Origin of the sequence: Wolbachia endosymbiont of Aedes albopictus, from assembly GCF_024804185.1 — a bacterium.
GTDB classification, from domain to species: domain Bacteria; phylum Pseudomonadota; class Alphaproteobacteria; order Rickettsiales; family Anaplasmataceae; genus Wolbachia; species Wolbachia pipientis_B.
Map to the genome: position 1 here is coordinate 1054908 of NZ_CP101657.1, position 24351 is coordinate 1079258.

The 24351-nt window shown below is 34.5% G+C and carries 23 protein-coding genes and 5 pseudogenes; 11 read left to right on the forward strand and 17 right to left on the reverse strand.

The features are described from left to right. Positions 1 to 96: 96 nt before the first annotated feature. Positions 97 to 1361: pseudogene (locus tag NHG98_RS05530) on the reverse strand (IS4 family transposase). 372 nt (positions 1362 to 1733) lie between these two features. Here NHG98_RS05530 and NHG98_RS05535 point away from each other — a divergent pair. Beyond that, positions 1734 to 2930, forward strand: a complete 1197-nt coding sequence (locus tag NHG98_RS05535) for an MFS transporter (protein WP_410543659.1) — start codon at positions 1734 to 1736, stop codon at positions 2928 to 2930. A gap of 103 nt (positions 2931 to 3033) precedes the next feature. Here the strand turns inward: NHG98_RS05535 and NHG98_RS05540 are convergent. After that, positions 3034 to 4211 (reverse strand): annotated as a pseudogene (locus tag NHG98_RS05540) (IS4 family transposase); the annotation flags it as partial. Between the two features lie 178 nt (positions 4212 to 4389). Here NHG98_RS05540 and NHG98_RS05545 point away from each other — a divergent pair. Both NHG98_RS05545 and NHG98_RS05550 read left to right on the forward strand, forming a co-directional pair. Then, on the forward strand, positions 4390 to 5280 hold the full coding sequence (locus tag NHG98_RS05545) for an IS4 family transposase (RefSeq protein ID WP_096617923.1): 891 nt from the start codon (positions 4390 to 4392) through the stop codon (positions 5278 to 5280). A 75-nt stretch (positions 5281 to 5355) separates the two neighbouring features. Then, positions 5356 to 5814: a transposase gene (locus tag NHG98_RS05550; RefSeq protein WP_096617925.1), complete on the forward strand. Its 459-nt coding sequence runs from the start codon at positions 5356 to 5358 to the stop codon at positions 5812 to 5814. A 238-nt stretch (positions 5815 to 6052) separates the two neighbouring features. Here NHG98_RS05550 and NHG98_RS05555 read toward each other — a convergent pair. Then, positions 6053 to 6975 (reverse strand): annotated as a pseudogene (locus NHG98_RS05555) (IS110 family transposase). 705 nt (positions 6976 to 7680) lie between these two features. Here NHG98_RS05555 and NHG98_RS05565 point away from each other — a divergent pair. Beyond that, positions 7681 to 8391: a hypothetical protein gene (locus NHG98_RS05565; RefSeq protein ID WP_096617028.1), complete on the forward strand. Its 711-nt coding sequence runs from the start codon at positions 7681 to 7683 to the stop codon at positions 8389 to 8391. Between the two features lie 172 nt (positions 8392 to 8563). Here the strand turns inward: NHG98_RS05565 and NHG98_RS05570 are convergent, their stop codons facing one another. The 11 genes from NHG98_RS05570 to NHG98_RS05620 form a co-directional block, all read right to left on the reverse strand. After that, positions 8564 to 8743, reverse strand: coding sequence for a hypothetical protein (locus NHG98_RS05570; protein WP_259245373.1), 180 nt, complete (start codon positions 8741 to 8743; stop codon positions 8564 to 8566). 60 nt (positions 8744 to 8803) lie between these two features. After that, positions 8804 to 9052: a hypothetical protein gene (locus NHG98_RS05575; protein ID WP_259245374.1), complete on the reverse strand. Its 249-nt coding sequence runs from the start codon at positions 9050 to 9052 to the stop codon at positions 8804 to 8806. Between the two features lie 53 nt (positions 9053 to 9105). Beyond that, entirely contained in the window at positions 9106 to 9351 is a 246-nt protein-coding gene (locus tag NHG98_RS05580) for an SGNH/GDSL hydrolase family protein (protein ID WP_096617030.1), read from the reverse strand. A 140-nt stretch (positions 9352 to 9491) separates the two neighbouring features. Continuing rightward, positions 9492 to 11423: an RNA polymerase sigma factor RpoD gene (rpoD, locus tag NHG98_RS05585; protein WP_096676736.1), complete on the reverse strand. Its 1932-nt coding sequence runs from the start codon at positions 11421 to 11423 to the stop codon at positions 9492 to 9494. A 123-nt stretch (positions 11424 to 11546) separates the two neighbouring features. Continuing rightward, positions 11547 to 11873: a cation:proton antiporter subunit C gene (locus NHG98_RS05590; protein WP_096617048.1), complete on the reverse strand. Its 327-nt coding sequence runs from the start codon at positions 11871 to 11873 to the stop codon at positions 11547 to 11549. Next, positions 11870 to 12289: a Na(+)/H(+) antiporter subunit B gene (locus tag NHG98_RS05595; protein WP_096617046.1), complete on the reverse strand. Its 420-nt coding sequence runs from the start codon at positions 12287 to 12289 to the stop codon at positions 11870 to 11872. The genes NHG98_RS05590 and NHG98_RS05595 overlap by 4 nt, the downstream gene beginning before the upstream one ends. Beyond that, positions 12282 to 12809, reverse strand: coding sequence for a DUF4040 domain-containing protein (locus tag NHG98_RS05600; protein ID WP_096617044.1), 528 nt, complete (start codon positions 12807 to 12809; stop codon positions 12282 to 12284). The genes NHG98_RS05595 and NHG98_RS05600 overlap by 8 nt, the downstream gene beginning before the upstream one ends. Before the next feature lies 1 nt (position 12810). After that, on the reverse strand, positions 12811 to 13098 hold the full coding sequence (gene mnhG / locus NHG98_RS05605) for a monovalent cation/H(+) antiporter subunit G (protein WP_096617042.1): 288 nt from the start codon (positions 13096 to 13098) through the stop codon (positions 12811 to 12813). A 6-nt stretch (positions 13099 to 13104) separates the two neighbouring features. Then, a complete protein-coding gene (locus NHG98_RS05610) occupies positions 13105 to 13350 on the reverse strand; it encodes a monovalent cation/H+ antiporter complex subunit F (RefSeq protein WP_096617040.1) in 246 nt (81 codons plus the stop codon). Positions 13351 to 13378: 28 nt separating this feature from the next. Beyond that, positions 13379 to 13795 carry a DNA-directed RNA polymerase subunit omega gene (gene rpoZ / locus NHG98_RS05615; protein WP_096617038.1) on the reverse strand — a complete coding sequence of 139 codons (417 nt, stop codon included), beginning with the start codon at positions 13793 to 13795 and terminating at the stop codon, positions 13379 to 13381. Between the two features lie 60 nt (positions 13796 to 13855). Next, a complete protein-coding gene (locus NHG98_RS05620; protein WP_096617036.1) occupies positions 13856 to 14152 on the reverse strand; it encodes a helix-turn-helix domain-containing protein in 297 nt (98 codons plus the stop codon). Positions 14153 to 14587: 435 nt separating this feature from the next. On the opposite strand from NHG98_RS05620, the gene purE reads away from it, so the two are divergent. Then, positions 14588 to 15079: a 5-(carboxyamino)imidazole ribonucleotide mutase gene (gene purE / locus NHG98_RS05625; RefSeq protein ID WP_253307285.1), complete on the forward strand. Its 492-nt coding sequence runs from the start codon at positions 14588 to 14590 to the stop codon at positions 15077 to 15079. 7 nt (positions 15080 to 15086) lie between these two features. After that, positions 15087 to 16913, forward strand: coding sequence for a DNA mismatch repair endonuclease MutL (gene mutL / locus NHG98_RS05630; RefSeq protein WP_096617032.1), 1827 nt, complete (start codon positions 15087 to 15089; stop codon positions 16911 to 16913). A gap of 507 nt (positions 16914 to 17420) precedes the next feature. On the opposite strand, the gene NHG98_RS05635 is transcribed toward mutL, so the two are convergent. Further along, a complete protein-coding gene (locus tag NHG98_RS05635; RefSeq protein ID WP_259245375.1) occupies positions 17421 to 17516 on the reverse strand; it encodes a WPE palindromic element domain-containing protein in 96 nt (31 codons plus the stop codon). A gap of 201 nt (positions 17517 to 17717) precedes the next feature. Further along, positions 17718 to 18059 (reverse strand): TrbC/VirB2 family protein, encoded by a 342-nt coding sequence (locus NHG98_RS05640; protein ID WP_259245376.1) that lies wholly within the window; start codon positions 18057 to 18059, stop codon positions 17718 to 17720. A 35-nt stretch (positions 18060 to 18094) separates the two neighbouring features. Here NHG98_RS05640 and NHG98_RS05645 point away from each other — a divergent pair. The 5 genes and pseudogenes from NHG98_RS05645 to NHG98_RS05665 form a co-directional block, all read left to right on the forward strand. Further along, positions 18095 to 19100 (forward strand): annotated as a pseudogene (locus NHG98_RS05645) (IS4 family transposase); the annotation flags it as partial. Between the two features lie 25 nt (positions 19101 to 19125). Further along, positions 19126 to 20016, forward strand: coding sequence for an IS4 family transposase (locus NHG98_RS05650; protein WP_096617923.1), 891 nt, complete (start codon positions 19126 to 19128; stop codon positions 20014 to 20016). Positions 20017 to 20091: 75 nt separating this feature from the next. Further along, positions 20092 to 20550 carry a transposase gene (locus tag NHG98_RS05655; RefSeq protein ID WP_096617925.1) on the forward strand — a complete coding sequence of 153 codons (459 nt, stop codon included), beginning with the start codon at positions 20092 to 20094 and terminating at the stop codon, positions 20548 to 20550. 344 nt (positions 20551 to 20894) lie between these two features. Then, a pseudogene (locus NHG98_RS05660) lies at positions 20895 to 21815 on the forward strand (IS110 family RNA-guided transposase). A gap of 330 nt (positions 21816 to 22145) precedes the next feature. Then, a complete protein-coding gene (locus tag NHG98_RS05665; protein WP_096616628.1) occupies positions 22146 to 23642 on the forward strand; it encodes a proton-conducting transporter transmembrane domain-containing protein in 1497 nt (498 codons plus the stop codon). On the opposite strand, the gene NHG98_RS05670 is transcribed toward NHG98_RS05665, so the two are convergent. Then, a complete protein-coding gene (locus tag NHG98_RS05670) occupies positions 23639 to 24310 on the reverse strand; it encodes a VirB8/TrbF family protein (RefSeq protein WP_096616626.1) in 672 nt (223 codons plus the stop codon). The two genes, NHG98_RS05665 and NHG98_RS05670, sit on opposite strands and share 4 nt — an antisense overlap. Positions 24311 to 24351: the final 41 nt, after the last annotated feature.

Consider the following 24351-nt stretch of genomic DNA (forward strand, 5'->3'; position numbering starts at 1 on the left):
AGTATTGCTCAAAACCTAAACTTTGTCTAATTCTGCCAGCAGTTTAGCAACTTCAGAGTATCCGTTCAGACAATGGCGTCAACTTAAGAGCCTCCATCAGCAAACTCTCCTAAAGACATGATGGCGTTTAGGCTTATCTACTTTATTGCGGCTATACAATCTTCCTGGTCGGATCTTAACTTTAGCACGTATACTTGCTCTATCAAAAAGAGCTTGAAAATCTTTTGGCGAACAATTTCCGACCAGCACTTGATAGAGTTTCTGTCTCATTACACCAAATAAAACTGAAAAATTTAAACGATATTCAGCGATTTGATCTGGGTTCCAAGGCCCTTGTGCATCACACATATGAAGCGACAATATATTGCACATAACTAAGTTCGCCCAAAATTCTTGTAATACAGCCTCTAAATTTACTCCAGAAAAATTCTCTAATTCTGCACCTATTTTGAGTCGTTTCCTCTATGTGCCACCTTAATACATAAGCTTTGCTGATATCTTCCAAAGTCTCGGTCAAAAAGTGAGGTAATCAGCACTTCTGTTTCTCCATTGGCTAATGTAAGTACTATAACCCTGACTTTTTGTCCTTTCATTTTATTTTCTAGCTTTTTATTTTCTAGTATAAAATCAAAATCTAATTCATCAGATGAAATTCGTTTCCATAGCTTGCTATAATTTCTTTTTTGCAAGCGAAAAATAAAGTCTACTTTCAATTCATAATGCTGCTGAATGAATTTTAGTGAAGGATAGCCACGGTCGTAGATAAATAATAATCTATCTTGATTTAATGAACGCATTTGAGTAACGACTTCAGGTAATTGTTCTTCTGCTAATGTTTGCTCACCCACATTCCAAGCCGCAAGGCGAGCACTGCAAATCAGCGAAGTACATAAATCAACAAACAAAGAAACCCTTGCTAATGGTGGCATTATACCTGTTGTTCCATTTGGTTTAAAACGGCCAAACTCGGATACAATTTCTTCAGAGCTCGGTAATCGAATACCAGAACCATCTGCTGCAATAAGCCTATAGCCTCTCCAAGTTCCATACTCAGGCTCATCTTGATAGGCTGTTTGGATGCTTAGCTCTAATAATTCTTTAAAACCTGTATGACAAATCTTATATCTTGCTTTAGAAAAAGCTTGCTTTGAGGGTGGAACTTTACAAGTCAATGGATCCATAAGCTCACATTCTATTCCTAAACTTTTCTTAATTAACTTTAAAATCATAGAAAATACTGTCGTAAAAGGAAGTTTTCTTGTTCGTGTGAAACTATTTTTTCCAATACAGTGGAGTTTCTGAAAAGTTTTCGAGTATATTATATTTTTAATTTGTAAGATAAGATTTTTTCCTTTCTGCATGCATCCTCTAAAAAGGACACATTTTAAACTTTTTTGTTGAAATAAAATAGAAACAAAAGTGCTGTTTCTTGTAGTATTTTACTCCTTAACATCCCTTAAGTTGACGCCATTGCCTGAACGGATACCTAACTTTTCTATTTCCTTATATTTCATGCTTTCAAATACTTGATCTTACACTCCTTCTTCTAATTTTGAAAGAAGTCTAATCTCAATTATCACATACCATAACAAAAAAGTCAACCCACACCTTAGGTTGCAAAATCCCAAAAAGCAGCCAGAATAGAATAAGCAAACATTTACGAATTGAATTTAGTGCAAACAAGGGTGTTGATATCAACCATAATCTGCAGAATCGCAATATGGTATGACTACATGCTCTTTATTGATTTGATTAACATAATCAGCAGAGAGTTTTGTTTTGCAAAAGATGTCTACAGTAACATAATGCAATTATTTGGAATTGTAGGAATAGGCGCAATTGTAAGGCCACTTGGTGCATTCATATTTGGTCACATTGGTGACAGGTATGGAAGAAGGATAGCATTAATAATTACTATCTTGCTAATATCGATACCATCAAGTCTTATTGCATTTATTCCAAGTCACAATCAAGTAGCTACTATATTGCTTCTTGCAATCCATATAACACAAGGAATTGCACTTGGTGGTGAACAAGGAAGTTCTGTTTATCTTATAGAGCATTTATCCAGTAGGAAAGAAAACTTAGGGATGTATTTTGGAATAATGGGCTTTGGTCGTTCCATTGGTGTCTTGCTTTCTGCGGTGATAGTAATTATCTGCAAAAAAACTACTGATTTTTGTGCCTGGGGTTGGAGATTGCCATTTATTTTCTCAGCTATTTTAGGATTAATTAGCGCGTATAGTATATACACATTGGGAGAAACTCCAGCATATGAAAAAAATCGAAAACAAAGAAATTTACCTGATTTGCCAATAATAGAGCTTATAAAGCGCCACAAGAGAGCTCTTATACTTGCTATTTTAATATCTGTACCTGTTAATGTTGCTGTCGGATTTACCATATTTCTTCGAACACTCGCAAAGGAAATAGCATTAGTGGATGTGTATGTAACGACATATATCAACGAAATTATATTGATTATAACCAGTGTATTAATGCCGATATCTTCAATAGCGTTTGGAATGTTGGCTGATAAAGTTGGAAAAGAGCGCACTGCAATCTTATTTATAGTAATTACAATGGTACTGTGTTGTCCTGCTTTATCTATTGCATATTACTACAAGAATTACCTTATAATTATGCTCAGTGTAATGGCTCTTTCTATAATAGAAAGAGGTATAGTTCCCATAGGAATAGTTGCATCTGAACTCTTTCCCACCAATGTTAGATTTAGTGGTGTGAGCTTATCACGCAACATCTCTTATGCGTTACATGGAGGATTTACTCCTATGGTTTGTATTTGGTTGACTGTAACATTTCCTCAAACAAACCTTGCTGCTGGGCTTTATATAGTCTTCTGCTTGTTGGTCAGTGTGGTAGCAATATTGCAAATAAAACCGCAAGATAAAAAATGTGATTGGTCTTAGTTTTCTCTTATGTGATTTGATAGTGATCTCCACCGGGAAAGGGTTTCATCCGAGTAGCTGACACCCTGACAACCGTCATCCCGCTGCTTGTTAGAGCTTACTATTACCCACAAGTATAGAATTCATGAGCAAGTCTCCATCCTTCTGCTAAATCAAAGAGACGTTTCCATCCCTTCCACAAAGCTATAGGGCCTGGTTCTAAGTCATTTTTGCGAGCTAAAAACCCTCCTAACTTGGCCACCCACCTCACAATTTCTCTTATAGGTGGTGGAGTCTCAGGATAGTTTTTTGTCTTAAGCATTTTGGTATATAAAACCTTCCATTCGTCATCAGTCAGTATGACAGTGCAAGAAAGATTCGGATTTGTTCTAGCTACCAATGTGATAAAAAATATTCTCCATGCAATTATACTCATAATTGTAAGAAAGCGGATCAATCTATCTGCTGTTTGGAGCCTACATTCTTCAACTTTAAGACCGGATTTCAAAATTTTATGAAAAACCTCTATTCTCCATCTTAAGCAATACCATTGTATTTTTTCTACTGCTTCTTCAAAATTATTGATGTTTATATTTGTCAATAAAACCCAATTCACAGGCTCTTCGCCAAATGGGGGATATTTTTCTATAACATAGACAGCATTTAAATTTAAATTAGGAAGTTTTTGGGTTTTACGTCTAGCGTTGTTTTTTGACGCATTCATCACAAAGTTACTAAACTTTACTTCTAAAACTGTTGTTCTTTGAGGTTTGTTATCCCGAGCAGACTTGAATTTCTCCTTGACAAGACATGCGATTCATCAAATCCCACAACCTTTCACCACCTTTTTCAGAATAAGTCGACTTCTTGTTTACTGTTCTGTTTTGATTTCCTCTTACTACAAAAAGAGATTGATTAGTGGAAGCAACTTCAAATAAATCATAAATATCTGCTTCTCTATCACAAACGGTAACTACCTTAACATCCTTTAATCCAGGATGTTTAGTAGAGTCTTTAAGTGATGCTATCCACCGTATGCTTTCTTTCTCTTCTATGGGAAGAGCAGTGTTATGGCTTCTTCTTTTCAACTCCTTTAGATCTTCAGCTAAGGAAGGTCTAGTACTAATTTTTTGATCCAATAATCCTATAGGTAGTCCTTCTGTTGTAACTGCAAACGTTGTATGCATCATGGGTTTTAAAATTAGTTGTTTTAGATGTTAATCTTGCTGCTATAATCCCTAATCCTTCGGTCTTTTTATGATTTTTATATGAAATATAACTCGTGTCCTGGATAGCTAATACCAATTCTCACTGCACAACAAACAGATAGACAATAATGGAAAAAAAGCCATACTAAACTAAGTGTAATAGCGAGGTATAAATGGCATTAAGATCAAAATTATTGGATGAAAAAGTAGTGGAATCCTTACTTTTACCCACAAATGTAAAAAGTGAGTAAGCTAAATAATTTAGGATCAAAATGATAGAAACAAGTACAAGCGTGCAATATACAGATGGCTTAGGGGATAAATGGCTGGAAAGAGAGTTAAAACACATTAATTTGGGAGATATAAGGCTTAAAAAAAGACTTATAAAAACAAGTTATTGCATAGAGGGTAAGGCATCTGGTTCAATTAATCAAAGCTGTAGTGGATGGAAAGAAGCTAAGGGTGCATATAGATTATTTAGCAATGAAAAGCTTGAAGATAAGGAAATTTATTCTTCCCATTGTAAAGAAACTAAGGAAAGAATAAAAGGAAACCAGTTGGTCTTTTCAGTTCAAGATACAAGTTATTTGGATTTTGACTCTCATATAAAGACCAAGAGACTAGGGAGTATTTCTAAAGCTTATACAAAGCATAAAATGGGTTTACTGTTGCATAGTGCCTTAATAGTCAGCAAAGAAGGATTACCTTTAGGTCTATCTTCCCAACAATGTTGGGCGCGTTCTATTAGGGAAGAAGAAACGGCACAAGAAAAAGCAAACAGAAAATACCGTACCTCCATAGAAGAAAAAGAAAGTTATAAGTGGATAACAGCTCTCAAAGAAACTATAAACAACCTTCCTCCAAATGTACAACTTGTTACCCTTGGTGATAGGGAAGCAGACATCTTCAAATTTTTATGGGTGGCTGAGACGTTAGGTAGTTTTTATGTAATCCGCAATCGAGCTAATAGAAGATTTATCTGTACTGAAGTCGGAAAAACAGATTTGCAAACACGCATCACTCAACTGCCAGTAAAAAAGAAAATTTCTCTAGAAGTTACTAAAGGTGGAAACCAGAGATCAAGGAAAGCTAATATTGAAGTTAAGTATATGAAAGCCTATCAGATCTTCTTCCATTTATGGGTCAAAAGATACAATACATAAAATAAGTCCCTGTATATGTGGTAAGTGCAAAAGCTCCTGATGGATTGGAAGCTGTCGACTGGACTCTACTAACTAATGTACCATACTTTAGATGCCATAGAAAAGATAAATTGGTATAAGCTAAGATGGAAAATTGAAGAGTATTTTAGGATTTTAAAATCAGGATGTAAGATAGAAAGCTCTCGCTTAGCTACAAAAGAAAGATTACAGAAGTTAATTGCTATAAAAAGTATAATCGCGTTTAAAATTTTATATTTGACAAAAGTGGCTTTATCAAATCCCATGGAAATTTGTACTAAAATTTTAAGCAACGAAGAGTGGAAGGTCCTTTACATGCGTGAGTATTGGGTAGCAACATTACCCGAAGAACCTCCAAACATAAAACAAGCTATTATTTGGTTAGGAAAATTGGGTGGATTTATGAATAGAAAAAGTGATAATTTACCAGGGTCTATGACTCTATGGCGGGGCTATGAAAACCTTAAGGAGAGCATAGTTATGCTTCACATAATGACCTCTCAAAATTGTGGGTAAAAGTAAGCCTATAGCTTTGTGGAAGGGATGGAAACGTCTCTTTGATTTAGCAGAAGGATGGAGACTTGCTCATGAATTCTATACTTGTGGGTAATAGTAAGCATCGAACCTAGTAGGACGTTTTCTCATTCTAATGTGAAACAACATTCTGGAGGTCATGGATATAGCTATACGAACATTCATTTTGGAAGGTAAATTGCACAGCAAATGGTGTTATTTCAGTATGGAATCTACCGTCTTAAGCGTCAAGATAAAAACTATTGTTTTTTACCATGGCATTTAAACAAATAATGATTTTTCTCATGACAGCAACTAATGCAACTTTAGCGGCTTTGCCAGAAGTAACTAAGCGCTGGTAAAGGGCTTTCATTTTCCTGTTATGACGCATTGCGACCACAGCAGACATATATAATGCTTTTCGAGCATAAAACCTGCCACCTATGATTTGAGCTTTGCTTACCTTTCTTCCGCTTTCATTAGTTTTTGGTGCAATTCCAATTAGACAGGCTATTTCTTTATTATCTAATCTACCAAGCTCAGGTACTTCTATGAGTAGGATACTCGCAATTTTGCGTCCAACACCTTTATAGCTAGTTAGAAGTTTGCTTTTTTCCTTCAAATCAGGGTCAGAGTCTATTATGTCTTCTATGTCTCGCCTAACTTGCTCTAATTGTTTTTTGGCAAATTCTATCTGCTTTGCTATATATTCTCTGGCTTTTCCTGTCACATTGTGTAAACGACACATATTTGCGTGGACATCATCGCTTAGGTTACGCTCAATTGCTCTTAGTTCTTTTAGTTCTTCTTGTTTTTGTGAAACTATACATTCTACTACCTCATCGTTTTTTGTAATAAATTCGGCATACTTTTCTAGCAATTTTGCATCTAATTTGTCTTTTTTTGCAAAATGGTTACAAGCTTTCGCAAACGCATATACCCGGTTTGGGTGAGCTCTATGAACAGCTATACTATGTTCTTGTAACAATTTTACGACAAGTTTTTCATAACCGCCTGTTTACACATAATTCAACAAATACATTAACTATTTTTGACTTTATAAACTCAGATATAGCTTTTTCTGCATTTTCTATACGCTGATGTTTATTGTTGATTAAGTGTCTCTTTTGAAACATCAATACCCATAAAAACTGTTCTAGCCATTTTTTCACCTATAAATATAATTAAATAACAATATAAATGATGTACAGGATTGTGATTCGATTTTTTAGATCCCCCTACCGTTCGTACTACATTTTTTAAGCAAGGAGTGTACCTACGATTTCTATCAATCAATCCAGTTGACAGCTTGCTCATTATAGCCTTGCGACTTTGATTTAATATACAATCCAGGAAACTTGGTTGTGTATTGAGTTTGATAAGTGTAGGGTTTTATGTTAAAAGGGAGCGTTTTTGATGAAATTGCAAAAAAGACTGGATCCCAGTGTCAAGCACTGGGATGACACCCCATAAGTGTTGAAAGTGCAATCACACAAGGTGATTAATGGTATGTAAATCTCCTCTTGATATCAACCTTCGTTGTTGGGAAAGCAGATAAACCACGTCGAAAATTCGCTTAAACCTTCTAACCACAGGCAAAAAGGCGCTTTTTTAATTTACCATTGAAATTTATACCGTTAACCACCTTATATAATGCCACTTATAGCACTTTCAACACTTATGGATGACACCCTCCTGATGGGCCAAAATTACAACGTTCGTACAGTTGTGGATACTGCGGCGATATAACGTAGGGAAATCTTACTTATTATAGCTATAGTTCTACATGAATTACAAAAGTAATATTTACTAAATCTTAATATTTTAAACCTATACCCATATTTTAATAAATAATGAGCTGTAATTAGTATGAATGATCCATTTAAAAGTAAGAACTATAAAAAAAATCTCGACTCCTTGATAGAAGCTATAAAGCTGAAAAATATTGGTGAACAATATAATAAAACAGTGAGATATTTATCCCAGACATTAGAGAGTTTTACAGATAAGGCAGAAGATGTAGCTAAGTTTGTTATATGTAGTGACTTGAATAATTATATAGAACCGGTGAACAAAAAGCCATCAGGTTTTTTTGGAATATTCAAGGAAACATTTAATAAAATCTTGGGAAAAGATGCTTCAATTCAGGATAACGATATAAGAAATTTTGCTAATGATAAATTGCCCAGTCTTGCTGAAAAAATAACATTCGAATACCTAAATGTTTTAAAGAAAATTTCAGATTTAGAGCAAAGTAAAAAAAATCAGGAGGAATATAGATTGTATGGAGTGAACTTAGAGGATAGAACAGCATCAAAGCAAGAAGAAAATCCTTTATATGAGCTACAAGCAGGAGATTCAGGCTATGGAAGTTCATTAAATGAAGAGCATGAATATGCGGATATCGGTATAAAGAAAAAACAATCTCATTCATTTCTAACAGAGAATAAAAGATTTGCAACAAAACACATAACAGCAAAATCTGATCCAAAATCTCATGTCAGCAAAAATCCTCCTTCCACACAAGTAAGTGTTAAGGAAATGGTTGCACCAATTGAGAAAGGAAAAGGAGGAAGATAGTAACATTTGGGAAAAAAACATATGGTCAAGTCAAGAGATTGTGAGCAAACTTAGGAAATTATAGCTAAACTGACTGTATCTGTTCAGAGGAGTGGCTAATGTGCAAATATTGAAGCAAAGTGCGTGACTCACAGCTGTACGAACATTGCAATATGGCACATAGTAAACGATGTCATCCCAGTGCCCAGACACTGGTATCCAGTTTTCCATATAATCTCATCGAAAATGTTGTAATCACTTTCTGTGCTAGTTTGCTTGTGAACAAGCAAACTTTTCTGGTTCCCAGTGTCAAGAACTGGGATGACATCATAGGGACACTGGGATCTAGGGAATGTTCAAAAAACTGTGTCAAATCAACTCATACACTTCATTACCAACTTCATGATGAAGTTCTGCAGTTGGATGGAAATAATCAAAAAAAGAAATAATCCTTTAGTGTTTCTTCGCTACACCCAGGGTTATAGTGAACGTCAAGTTTCCCTTTAAATATCAACTTTAAGAGTATTTTTATATTTTCTTTAAATCTCCCAATTTGGTCTGCAATGTTCGATGTGCATGCATCTTGACAATTTAAACCTTTGCTCTTGTATTCGCTAAGCATACTTTTCATTTTAGAGTTAAGATCAAATGCTTTTATTTCAAGATTTGTACTTTTCTTCATATAATCTAAGCCATTAGCCAATTTTGCATTGAAACTCTCTGTGAGCTTCGTAGCTAGTTCCCTTGCTTCTTCATCTCTATTAAAGCTGGTATTGAGCCAACTTCAGGTGCGTTTGCAACAACTACATGCTTAACACCATGTTCATTTAGAACCTTAAGTGCATTACATATTTCACTCACTGCTTGTTCCAACACTTTTTCCGCTTTAGTATCGTCATAAGCAGTGGCAACCATAACACCATTTCCGCCGATTATGATGCAAAATAAATCTTCTTTACCTATATCTGGTTTATTTGTCATAATATTTACCGTAGATTAGCATGTTGTTTCATTAGATTCATAAAAAAAGAAAAATAGTGGTGAAATTATACAACTTTGGCCTAACTTTCTCTCCACTTTTTCCAGGCAAAATCAGCTTCTTCTTAACTTGACACGTATACTTAAAAGAACCCTCTAAGTTTTCTAGCGCGGCTTGGATGTTTCAACTTGCGCAGTGCTTTTGCCTCTATTTGCCTAATTCTCTCACGCGTTACATTAAAAATTTTTCCTACTTCTTCTAAGGTATGCTCCTTCCCATCTTTACCAAGGCCAAAACGCATTCTTAGAATTCTTTCTTCCTTTGGTGTTAAAGTTGCAAGAACATTGGTTGTAATGCCACGCAAGTCAGCAAGTATTGCAGCATCCTCTGGTCTAGAGACTCGCTTATCTTCTATACAATCACCGAAGGTACTACTATCATCCTTTCCTGTTGGAGCTTCAAGACTTACTGGGTCCCTTGCTATTTTCATAACTTTGCGTATTCTTTCCAGTGGCATTGCCAGTTCTACACTCAATTCCTCTAACGTCGGCTCTCTTCCCATCTCATGAGCCATTTTTCTTAATGCTCTGTTGATTTTACTGATAATTTCTACCATATGAACTGGTATTCTAACTACTTTAGACTGCTCAGGTATTGCCCTAGTGATTGATTGTCTTACCCACCAAGTGCCATAAGTTGAAAATTTATATCCACGTTTGTAATCAAACTTATCCACGGCCTTCATAAGACCAATATTGCCTTCTTGTATCAAATCAAGCAGATCAAGGCCTCTTTTTGAATACTTCTTAGCAATGGAAACTACTAGCCTTAAGTTAGCCTTAATCATCTCTTGCTTTGCTTCAGAGACTTCTCGTTCGTGTTTTTGTATTCTCCTGATTAGCTCCTTAAATTCTTGCACGTTATCTTCTTGTATATGCTGCTTAATACCGTTCAAAGTGCTAGCTATATGTTCAGAGTTATCGTCTATAAACCTTAAAAATTTATTTTTTAATTCACCTGTAAAAGAGGACTGATTTTCATTGATCTTTAAAAGACTTATCTTTTTCAATTCGTGCTTTAAAAGCACGTCATCATAAACTTTATAGAAACTTTCTCTATCGATATCGTATTTTCTAGCCTCAGCAATAAGATTAGCCTCTTCAAGCGTGATGGAGCTATTTATCTTATAAAGTTCTTGTGTAATTCTGGCAACAGCAGCATCACTTAACTTAATTTGTAATGCTATAGACCATATTTGACTATATAAATTCTCTAGTTCATCAGAGGAATCTTTAGAATTTTTTCTTAATACCAATGCTCCATTTGTTAAAGTAATTATCTCATCCAATGCAACTATGACCTTTGGCAATAAGTCACTTTCCATTTTAAGAATAGAAACATTTAAATTCGCTGAATTTATATCTTCATTATCACCGTCTTTCTCATCATCACTTTTTTTACTATCTTTCTCATCATCACTACAGTACCCATCATCTTCAGAATCCTCAACATCTTCAGCACTTTCTTCACTCTCTTCTTTGGGCACCACATTAAAGTCAGAGTTATAAATTGCATCCAGATCTATAATTTCTCTCAGTAAGAGAGCTCCACTACTTAAATCATCACGCCATACTTTTATCACCTTTAATGTTACTGATGTTTCAATTATTGCACGTAACATGTTATGCTTTTCAGATTCAATTTTTTTTGCTATCTCGATTTCATCTGCCCTTGACAAAAGCTTTACAGAGCTCATGTCTTGTAAATAAATCCTCACTGGATCATCATTTTGTACTAAAGTTGCAGTAACATTTGGCAATGTGTCATCATCATCAAGTTTACTATCATCACTGTTGGAAGGAATATCTTCTTCATCTTCGCTACTTTCAAGCACATTAATTCCGGAATCCTGCAATAAAGATATAGCATCATCTATAAAATCAGACGAAAAATTTTCATCTGATAATTTATCATTTATATCATCAAAGGTGACAAAACCACCTTTTTTTATACTTTTAGTTACAAGATCTCTGATAATTTTTTTCTTATCTTCTGCATCATTAATAGTTGACATCATTACCTTTACAGTTTATAATTTTATTTCTTATTAACAAATAAACTTACAACGAGCAAGTCTATAATTTTACTTTTAACTTGTGGCTATTTGTTATTTCATATAGTTTAAGATACTGTTAATTTATGTACACTTGTCTTGATCAATTGTTCCATACTTTTCTTCCATTTTTACTGCTATGGACAACCCAACTGAAAATGTTGCAATTCCAACCACTATAGCAGTAAGCATTAAAACATGAGGTATAGGATTGCTATATAAATAAAAATTTGAAACCAATATAGGAGGCAAAGAACTTTTTATATATCCTAGAGATATGTAAAACAACAAAACAGATGCTTGGAAGACGCTTACCCCTATCATTTTCTTGATTAAATTTTTATCGTTTATAATAATATATAAACCTAGCACCATTAATACAATAATAATCGTATAATTATATAAAGTCATTGTTTTTTTCTACGAGCAAAATTCATATATATAATTAACATAGAGGAGCAGACAGTAAATGCTACACCTAATTCCACCAAAAAAATACCCAATTTTTGACCGGTTCTATTATTGGCTGACAAGATATCATAAGATAAAAAATTTTGGCCAAGTAAAGTTGTTGCAACGCCCGTTCCTCCATAAATTAAAATACCTAACACGTTAGCCAATCTAATCACAGAATAAGGTATTGCTTTTAGAGTTGTAGATACACCAAATAGCATTGAATATAATATTATCCCGGAGGCAATAATTATTCCTGCTTGAAAACCTCCACCTGGAGTATAATCACCGTGAAATTGTATGTATAAACCAAATAAAATGATAAAAGGTATCATCAAAAATGTTACTGCATTTAATACCGAATCTTTAATCATTTTCTTTTTCTTCTTTTAATATCAACGTTATACAAAGCGCAGCAGTAAAAACTACTATAGTTTCTCCAAACGTGTCATAACCACGAAAGCTTGCCAAAACAGCTGTCACTATGTTAGGAATACCGATAGCTTTTTCGGTATTTTCCACATAATAAGGAGCGACATGCAAGTGGATAGGAGCATTGTTGCTGCCAAAATCTGGCAATTGAATCATAAAATATGACAAACATACAGCCAGAAATAACATAAAAAAAAGCGTTATAGGGTTATGAGATAGATTTACTTTATGATTCTTTATCAAGGAGAGTGCTGCAAACGTAAAAATCGTACTGAGCCCTGCACCAACAGAAGCTTCAGTAATTGCAACATCAGGTGCATTCATAATTAAGTATATAAGCGCAATAAGTGAACTAAATACACACATTAGAACAGCACTTACGACTAAATGTCGCGAGAAGACTATAAAAACCGTAACTGTTAGTAACAACAAAAGCAGCACTACATTTAATATTTCTAACACCTTAACCTTCTTTAACAGTTTTTTTCTTAACTTTATAATAAGTGCGCGCTAAAATATAACCATTAGTTGAGCTAGCTACCCATATTATAAGAATTAATAATATTATTTTAACAGTATTGATTGAAAATCCATTCTGCAAAGCAAAACCAATTAACAATAGCGTTGCACCGCTAGAATCTGTAATACCTGCTGCATGTAACCTAGTATAGAAATCAGGAAATCTAATTACTCCCACACTTGAAATGATTACTGAACAAATGCCTAAAAATATAAGAACGGATCCTATCATAAATTATTAAAACAACATTAATCTCATTAGTGCTATAGTTGATATAAAGCTAACGCCAGCATACAACAATGCTATATCAATTAAAAAAAAATTATTCAGAATGATTGATATTGCTGTTATGAGTACAACTACTTGCGTTGAGAAATTATTGAACGCTAAAACCTTATTGTACACATCACTTGACTTAGACACTATGCGGCACAACATTACACTCATACAGAACAACAATGTATAGATAGCAATGTGAAGCATTTAAAGACTATGTAACTTCAGTAGATTTCTAAACGGATACTTCTTCATCGCCATCTTGATCATTTATTTCATCATCTATTTCACCATCCACTTCATAATCTTGGCTTTCTTGACTTGCATCAAGATCTGTGTTAAATTGACCATCAGAAAAATTTAATAAATTCGCTAGCTTACTTGTATTACTGCTGTAAACATTATTCATATTTCCTTTCATGTACTCCTTGCACCTACCTACCAAAAGGTTAAATAGCTCATGAGTATCCACCTGTTTTTCTGCTATTTCATGTAAGGAAACTATGGTGTTTTTATGGTCTTTAAACTGAACTGTTTGAACTGGATTACTTGCTCCTGTATTTAAATCATGTGTTCTTTGACTTACCAATAGAACCAATTTGAAACGGTTACTTACCTGTTCTGTACACTTTTCTACAATAGACTCAGCCATAAGATACTACCTTAATAAGTTTTATACTATATCACAAAAAACAAGTTGTCAACTTTGTATCTATTGCGATTCAATTTCATGTTTTACTTTTTCTGCCTCAGATTTTATTTCTTGGCTTTCTGTCATTGTGATTGTTATTTCATGATCAAACTTTTTTAGAAATCCTAACAATCGCTCTAAAGAAAAACCATCTATTTTACCATTTTTAATTTGTGATACCTTTGGCTGATCAATACCAAGTTTCTCAGCTGCAAAAGCCTGAGTCCAAGCATTTTTTTCTATAATTTTATTTATTATATAAAGCAACTTTGTTTTTACTTCTGCACTGTCTAAGTTATTTAACGATATTACTTCCATAATTCTTACACTCACATATCAATTAACTTTATTAAACATTATAACATAATATTTAATATACCAAGATATTAATATCATATAACTTGTCAATAATTATATGATATCAAATTTAAAACTTTAAGTTGATTGTATATTAATATTTCAATCAAATTTCTAGTAATTTTAAATTACCATTTTACTATCAGCCCATCTGAAAAAATCATTTACAGAAAGAACAAGCTAAAATTACAAAGCTTGAAATACAAAAATAATTATTTTATAAATTTATCTTACATAAGAAGTTTATATCTCTATATCTTAACATAGATATTTATTTAAATTTTTAAAATTTCTATTTTAACGAGAATTCTATATATTATATTTATAATATAACTTAAATATTTGTTGCTTTTTAGCTGGAACACTATTTAGTTAGTAAGTAAAATTGTGTTGAATATGACAAAAATAAAAAAAGATGTTGCCGTTATTATGGGAAGTGAGTCAGATTACACCACTATGGTCCATACCGTCGATATGCTAAAAGCATTAGAAGTTTCACATGACATATTCATAATATCTGCACATAGAACACCAGAAAGGCTCTTCAATTTTGCTAAATCTGCACAAGAAGAAGGTTTTAAGGTTATTATAGCTGGTGCAGGAGGTGCAGCTCATTTACCTGGTATGGTTGCGTCATTAACTTGTTTACCAGTTATCGGCGTTCCTGTGCATAGTAAACAATTAAATGGACTGGACAGTCTACTCTCTATAGTTCAAATGCCAAAGGGTGTTCCAGTTGCAACCATGTCTATAGGAGAAAATGGAGCATATAATGCTGCCATTACCGCCGTATCTATATTGTCAATTTCCAACAGTGAAATTGCAGGTAGGTTAAAAAAGTGGAGAGAGAGACAGACCAAAGAAGTAAAAGAAAAACCAGTTTCATAATAAATCTATGGCAATAATCCTTCTAGACACAAAAACCATAAACCGTATAGCAGCGGGGGAGGTGATAGAAAGGCCTGCAAGTGTAGTAAAGGAATTAGTGGAAAATGCAATAGATGCTGGAAGTTTAGAAATAGAGATCAAAATAGAAAGTGGTGGGCGTAACCTTATTATTGTGACAGATAATGGTAACGGAGTAGAAAAAAACGATTTAGAACTCGCATTTATGCGTCATGCCACCTCAAAATTAAGTGATAGTGAGTTGATAGAAATCAAACATCTTGGTTTTAGGGGAGAAGCTTTACCTTCGATTGCAGCAGTAAGCAGAATAAAATTATCATCTAAGGCAAAAGGAGCAAGTGAAGCGTGGTCTATAAGGTATGAGGGCGGAGAAAAAATAGGGGAGCTTATGCCTTGTTCTTTATTGCAAGGTACACATATTGAAGTGAGAGATTTATTTTTTGCCACTCCAAATAGGCTAAAATTTCTGAAAACCGAAAGAGCAGAAACTCAAAGCATTGTTGATATCGTAAACAACTTAGCAATGATAAATTATAGAATAGGGTTTACTTTCAATTCAGGTAATAAAAAGCTCTTAAAATACGCTAAGCAAACTTCGTTATTTAGCAGATTATGTGAAATAGAAGAGGAATTTCAGGGTAATGCGCTGGAAGTTAATGAAGAAGAAGAGGGCATTAAACTTACGGGACACATCTGTAAGCCGACCGTCAATCGTGGTAAGTCAACTCAGATCTATACATTTGTTAATGGGAGGCCAATCAAGGATAATCTACTTATTGGTGCAATTCGATATGCGTATCACGACTTTATTTCAAGCGATAGATATCCTTTTGCAGTGCTGCACTTAGAAGTACCATACGATCAAGTAGATGTAAATGTGCATCCAAATAAGTCAGAAGTAAGGTTTCAGAATAAGAAGCTCATATATGAGATAGTGACAAGAGGATTAATCAAAGCATTGTCAAGAAGGATAGGCACCTTTCCAGCTAGTACTACTAATACGATAGAGGGTCTTTTGAAAGGTTCATTATCAGATTCTTTTGATAAGTCTAATGTTCAAAATGAAAGAAGGCCAAGTCCTTTTGAAAATCAACTAATAAAAGAATTTACTTCTCCAAATGAAAGAGCAAAAGGCTTATCAGAACAGTCAAAATCGTTTACCGGCATACAAAAATCCCCATCACAAGCGGAAATTATGGTTCTAGAAAAAAAGGTATTAGAACAAGTTGATTTGATAGAGAGCCACCCGCTCGGGTTTGCACGCTGTCAGATCTATAATACTTATATTATTGCCGAGGTAAGAGACAAATTGATTATAGTCGACCAACATGCAGCCCACGAAAGATTAGTATATGAATGCTTAAAACGAAAATCAAGTATAAAAAAACAAAAACTGCTTCTTCCTGAAATGGTTGAAATCAAAAATCAAGCCGGAATGGAGATGATTGAAACTTATAAAGATAAGTTATTTGAAATGGGTTTTGATATTGAAATCAAATCAGAGAATAAAGTGATAGTAAAAGAAATCCCTGCAATTTTGGGAGCAATAGATGTGAAAGAGATGCTAATTAACATAATTGATAGATTAACGGAAATAGAAGATACATTGCCAGTAGAAGACAAAGTGAATAAGATATTAGCTACTATCGCTTGTCATGGATCAATTAGAGCAGGCAGGGAAATGAAGTTGGAGGAGATGAATGAGCTGCTGAGACAAATGGAAAAAACACCATATTCCGGGCAATGTAACCACGGAAGACCAACTTATATAGAAATGAAATTGAGTGATATTGAAAAACTGTTTGAGAGGAGGTAATGAGGTTGCCATAAATATGTAAGTGCTCTTTCCTCGTTATCCAAGTAGCTCATAGAAATGGATTAAACGAAAAAACTTGCTTGACAAACTCCGCCAGTCCCCTTATTATGATAGTAATGGTATTTATGACTCAAAACTTGTTTTTGACCTGCAGGCTCAATGACAAAATTCAGTAAAAAACTCAGGGTATTTATTGGCGGATTACATAAAATTATAGCGGCTGCATGTCTTTTTTATTTTTTCTACATTCAGCCAAATCGCGCTTAAACTAAGCGTTAGCACATTATTACAGCGCCACTTACAGTAATATAGAGTCAAAACTCGCACCACGGGGCTTCTTTTGCCTTTTTTTTCGTTTGGTAAATTTCTTAAACATTTATAGCTAAACGACAACCGTCATCCCTGTAAAGGTCAAGTATCCCGCTGCGTGTTAGCGGATGAGATACCGCGAATGAATCGCGGTATGACGGTTAAGTAGGGTGTCATTCCAGCGCGTGACGCTGGAATCTAGTCTTTATTATGCAGCCACTTATTTAAAGTTAAGTTTCCTGGATCCCAGTGTCTGGGCACTGGGATGACATCATAGAGACGCTGGGATGACAATCGTCATCCCGCAGCGGGATCTCTTGTTAGCGCCGCGGCGGCATGACGATAAGCCTTGTCATTCTAGCGCGTGACGCTGGAATCCAGACTTTAACTGATATGATTACAGAAAGAGAATTTATTAGGTAGTTATAGACACTGAAAGTGGTAAAACTTACCACTTTCAAGTAAAGAAAACTACGTTTACGCCTCCTATAATTTCTATGGATTATTCGCTACTGCACCGTCTTTACAAATCACACCTCCTGGTGTTATTTTTGAAACGACTACAGGAGCGCCAAAAAACACAGCAGTAAATGCACCGAGTGCAAAAAGCGCTGGCCATGGCATTCTGCCGAATATTGCAAGCAACGCTGCACCAATTATCACTATTGTGATCATTGGGCCACCTATGCCGTGAGTATAGCCTATTATCTTGCATATCACCGATGATGTTGTATCATTTGTATCAACAAAAGTAGTACTTTTGTTGGGAACAGGAGGAGCACCTGCATCAAATGCAAAGGAGAGAATTAAAGCTACAAGTAGAAGAAAATTTTTCATTATGCCTCCGATAATTTCTATTTAATGCTGGATTATCCTTTGCAGTTACAACAGAAGGACTACCTATAGGATTATTGGATCAAAAAATTAGTACTAGACCTTCCTTAGCTGAAGATCTAAAGGAGTTGAAAAGAAGAAGCCATAACACTGCTCTTCCCATAGAAGAGAAAGAAAGCATACGGTGGATAGCATCACTTAAAGACTCTACTAAACATCCTGGATTAAAGGATGTTAAGGTAGTTACCGTTTGTGATAGAGAAGCAGATATTTATGATTTATTTGAAGTTGCTTCCACTAATCAATCTCTTTTTGTAGTAAGAGGAAATCAAAACAGAACAGTAAACAAGAAGTCGACTTATTCTGAAAAAGGTGGTGAAAGGTTGTGGGATTTGATGAATCGCATGTCTTGTCAAGGAGAAATTCAAGTCTGCTCGGGATAACAAACCTCAAAGAACAACAGTTTTAGAAGTAAAGTTTAGTAACTTTGTGATGAATGCGTCAAAAAACAACGCTAGACGTAAAACCCAAAAACTTCCTAATTTAAATTTAAATGCTGTCTATGTTATAGAAAAATATCCCCCATTTGGCGAAGAGCCTGTGAATTGGGTTTTATTGACAAATATAAACATCAATAATTTTGAAGAAGCAGTAGAAAAAATACAATGGTATTGCTTAAGATGGAGAATAGAGGTTTTTCATAAAATTTTGAAATCCGGTCTTAAAGTTGAAGAATGTAGGCTCCAAACAGCAGATAGATTGATCCGCTTTCTTACAATTATGAGTATAATTGCATGGAGAATATTTTTTATCACATTGGTAGCTAGAACAAATCCGAATCTTTCTTGCACTGTCATACTGACTGATGACGAATGGAAGGTTTTATATACCAAAATGCTTAAGACAAAAAACTATCCTGAGACTCCACCACCTATAAGAGAAATTGTGAGGTGGGTGGCCAAGTTAGGAGGGTTTTTAGCTCGCAAAAATGACTTAGAACCAGGCCCTATAGCTCTTACTTTTACCCACAAATGTAAAAAGTGAGTAAGCTAAATAATTTAGGATCAAAATGATAGAAACAAGTACAAGCGTGCAATATACAGATGGCTTAGGGGATAAATGGCTGGAAAGAGAGTTAAAACACATTAATTTGGGAGATATAAGGCTTAAAAAAAGACTTATAAAAACAAGTTATTGCATAGAGGGTAAGGCATCTGGTTCAATTAATCAAAGCTGTAGTGGATGGAAAGAAGCTAAGGGTGCATATAGATTATTTAGCAATGAAAAGCTTGAAGATAAGGAAATTTATTCTTCCCATTGTAAAGAAACTAAGGAAAGAATAAAAGGAAACCAGTTGGTCTTTTCAGTTCAAGATACAAGTTATTTGGATTTTGACTCTCATATAAAGACCAAGAGACTAGGGAGTATTTCTAAAGCTTATACAAAGCATAAAATGGGTTTACTGTTGCATAGTGCCTTAATAGTCAGCAAAGAAGGATTACCTTTAGGTCTATCTTCCCAACAATGTTGGGCGCGTTCTATTAGGGAAGAAGAAACGGCACAAGAAAAAGCAAACAGAAAATACCGTACCTCCATAGAAGAAAAAGAAAGTTATAAGTGGATAACAGCTCTCAAAGAAACTATAAACAACCTTCCTCCAAATGTACAACTTGTTACCCTTGGTGATAGGGAAGCAGACATCTTCAAATTTTTATGGGTGGCTGAGACGTTAGGTAGTTTTTATGTAATCCGCAATCGAGCTAATAGAAGATTTATCTGTACTGAAGTCGGAAAAACAGATTTGCAAACACGCATCACTCAACTGCCAGTAAAAAAGAAAATTTCTCTAGAAGTTACTAAAGGTGGAAACCAGAGATCAAGGAAAGCTAATATTGAAGTTAAGTATATGAAAGCCTATCAGATCTTCTTCCATTTATGGGTCAAAAGATACAATACATAAAATAAGTCCCTGTATATGTGGTAAGTGCAAAAGCTCCTGATGGATTGGAAGCTGTCGACTGGACTCTACTAACTAATGTACCATACTTTAGATGCCATAGAAAAGATAAATTGGTATAAGCTAAGATGGAAAATTGAAGAGTATTTTAGGATTTTAAAATCAGGATGTAAGATAGAAAGCTCTCGCTTAGCTACAAAAGAAAGATTACAGAAGTTAATTGCTATAAAAAGTATAATCGCGTTTAAAATTTTATATTTGACAAAAGTGGCTTTATCAAATCCCATGGAAATTTGTACTAAAATTTTAAGCAACGAAGAGTGGAAGGTCCTTTACATGCGTGAGTATTGGGTAGCAACATTACCCGAAGAACCTCCAAACATAAAACAAGCTATTATTTGGTTAGGAAAACTGGGTGGATTTATGAATAGAAAAAGTGATAATTTACCAGGGTCTATGACTCTATGGCGGGGCTATGAAAACCTTAAGGAGAGCATAGTTATGCTTCACATAATGACCTCTCAAAATTGTGGGTAAAAGTAAGGGTATGACGAGGGAGAACAGTTGCCACTTGTTAGCGCCGCGGCGGTATGCGGTGGAATGACGATAACTTCGTCATCCCGCTGCTTGTTAGCGGGATCTCTTGTTAGCACCGCGGCGGTTGTAAGTTAAAAATATGTTATAAAAGAAACAAGAGGGAAGATAACTCTACTCACTATAGGAATAGAGCTATCACGGGCGTGTGCGCGGCGTTGGTGTTATAACAACCGTCTATATCAAGGTACACTAGCCCTATCCCTCGATACGTTTGAATAGTTGCATGGGACATATGTATGCACCCGTTTACAATCTTAAATCAATAAACTATCGAGGTTGTTAATATGGTTACATCTTATCAAAACTTTATTGGTATTGACATCGGAAAATTTAAAAATGTTGTTGCGGTTCACACACAGAAGAGTGTTGTCGAATTTGATAATAATGCTTCTGGTTGGCAACAATTGTTTAAAAAGTTTTCAGGTATCTTACCTAATTCTTTAGTAACTTTAGAAAATACAGGAAAATATGAGCTTGGTTTATCGCATTTTCTTATTGACAAGAATATCGCTGTACATCGAGCTAATACCCGTAAAGTAAAAAGCTTTATCTTGTCTCACGGAACTTTAGCAAAGTCTGATAAATCAGATGCAATGGCTCTTGCTCAGTATGCGCCATAGAACTCTTTCTCCCTACTTCTAAAGAACAATCAACTTTGATTGCACTTTGTCAACGTCGTGATGACCTTACACAAATGAGAGCCCAAGAGAAATGTAGGTTGGAAGCACCTGAAAATGACTACACAAAAAAAAGTTGCCAAAAAACCATTGACTTTTTTAACAGTCAGATAAATAAGCTCAATAATGCCATACAAAAAATCATTGATAAAAATCTAGAGTTACAGAAGCGCCAAAAAATTCTGAGAACAGTGCCAGGAATAGGTCCAAAGTTATCACAAGATTTTGTGTGTCTGATGCCGGAGCTTGGCTACTTAAACAGAAAAGAAGTAGCAAGTCTTGCTGGAGTTGCACCGCATCCAAAAGAAAGTGGAAAAGCTATTGGTTATCGAAGAATAACAGGCGGTAGAAGCAATGTTCGTACTAAGCTTTTTACGGCTGCAATGGCTGCTGCAAAGTCCAAATCTGCACTTGGTGCCTTTTATTCCAAGCTCATTGAAAGTGGTAAGAAGAAGATGGTAAGCTCTAATGCGTAAAATTATGGTTATTGCTAATGCCAGGCTTAAAGAAGCAGTTAATGTGAATTAAAAAATCTGCATAGAAAATAAGTTAACGAATATGTGCGTCCACACACACTTAAAGCACATATTCGTTAACCATAAAATCTAAGCAGTAACTGTTGTTTGATATAAAATTTTTCTATGATAAATTAGGGTGTTTATTGTCAAAAATGCATTTTCTAATTGAATAAAAATACAAAATTATAAACAAGAGTTGTAATAAAACTAAATTCAAAAAATTTAAAAAAAACATAGTTGATATAGCTATAGCATATACAAACAACTAGTTTGCCAAAAAAACATGGCGGTTTTTCTATGATTTGAGTATAATTCTAGCTTTACCTAAACAGAAAATTTAATGGACTATATCTTAATGTATCTTTCCTTACCATTCTCAATTACTGAGAATTATTTATTAATTACTGCGTTGATTCCGCTTTTAAGTGCTTTTATTATCTTTTTTACTGGTAAATGGCCCGGAGTGAACAATAGTATTACTGTCACTTCTTCTGTATTTCTGTTTACGTATACGTGTCTGTGCACTTTATATTGGGTATATGGTGATCATCCTCAATTTATTCTCATGGATTTTGGTAATAATTTGCACATTAGTTTAAAGCTAGAGTCTATCGGAGTAATATTCAGTTTATTAATATCGTTTTTATGGGTGCTGACCAGTATATATGCAATATGTTATATGCAGAATAACTATGCTGATAGCAATCACTCAAGTTTTCTATGCTTTTTTTCAATATCAATTAGCTGTGCAATGTTTATTGCTTTTTCTGGAGATTTGCTCACTACATTTGTCTTTTATGAGCTTCTAACTATTAGTACATACCCTCTGGTTACCTACAACTCAACAAATGAGTCAGTAGTTGCAGGACGCTATTACTTTGGCGTGCTATTTTTCTCTTCTTTGGTATTATTTTTTCCCGCAATAGGCCTCTTATATAATGAATTTCATACTTTAGATTTTGTAAGTGGTGGAATATTCAAATTTGATACTTCACTCATCACTTTCATTGTAGTGTGTTTTGCTATGCTGATTTACGGAATAGGAAAAGCTGCATTAATGCCAATGCATTTTTGGTTACCAAAAGCAATGGTTGCACCAACTCCTGTGAGTGCACTATTACATGCTGTTGCTGTTGTGAAATCCGGAGTTTTCATCATCATAAAAGTTATATTATACACTTTCGGCGTCGATAACATGCAACGTTTTGTGCAGCAAAATTGGTTTGCTGGAGGGTGGCTTCCGTACGCTGCTGGATTTACTATTATTACTGCATCATTGATTGCATTAAAGCAAAAAGAATTAAAGAAATTGCTTGCTTACTCTACCATCTCTCAATTGTCGTATATTATATTATTTGCTTCAATTCTTAGTGAGCTCAGCATGAGGGTTGCAATTTTTCAATTAGTTTGCCACGCATTTGCAAAAATCACTTTGTTTTTCATTGCCGGAGCAATAATAACGAAAACAGGTGAGAAATATATAGATAAGATTCATGGTATAGGACGCAGTATGCCAATTAGCATGACAGCATTTGCTATAGGTGCATTGTCTATGATAGGGGTGCCGCCTGCTCCGACTTTTTGGGGTAAATTTCTTATTTTTCAAGCTGTTTTCAACTCTGGCAATGTAATACTTTCTGTGTTTGTAACTCTAGTGTTAATTGTTAGCACTATACTTAACGCTCTGTACTTTTTACCGATAATTTACAATGCCTTTTTCTTAAAACCTTCTCAGAATTATTTTATTAAAAAAACGCCAATTCTTCTAGTTTTACCTCCAGTTATCACTGCTACATGCACTTTAGTTATTTTTTTTAGCTACCAAGTAATATTTTAAAATCTGTATTTATAACCATTAACAATAAATTTAAATGGTATTATACCAGCCAGAGTTGCTTTTATACTCGACAAAGTGAAGCTAATCTCCACAGTATGATCTTTCACTTCCTTATTTTGCTCGGTTGTAAAAACGACAGTAGCATTTCCAGCAAATGTAACTAAGTCCTTGGTCGATCGATCAATAGATAATGTTATTACATTTATGTTGGCAGTTTTTCTTTTGGATGAAGGTGAACTAACAGCTTCTTTGTTCGTTTTTTCCTGAAAGCCTTGATAGATTTTATGTATAGAATTGTTTCTTATAAAATTTTCTTGGTACTTCGGTTCAACGATCTTAATGGACTCGTATATTTCAATGTATTTACTTATTAAGTACCTCGCTGTGGAAGTGTATTCATCTTCCTTTTTACTGAAACTAAGCTTATGCATTGCAGAGAACTCATCTTCTGTGTGGTTCATGTACTTCACAAAATTTAAATCTTTTTTAACAGGAAATAACAGGTATATGTTTAATATTAATAAACATAAGCATACTAGGAGAAGCGATACTATTAATGCCATCCAAGACCTTTCTGCTACACAAAACAGATACCTATGGCAGTACCATTCGACTGCTTTACTGAAATAACTTTTGTTTTTTACTGATTCAAGCAATTTATCTTCCATAACACAATGCTACCAAACCCAACTATAATAACAATAAGATT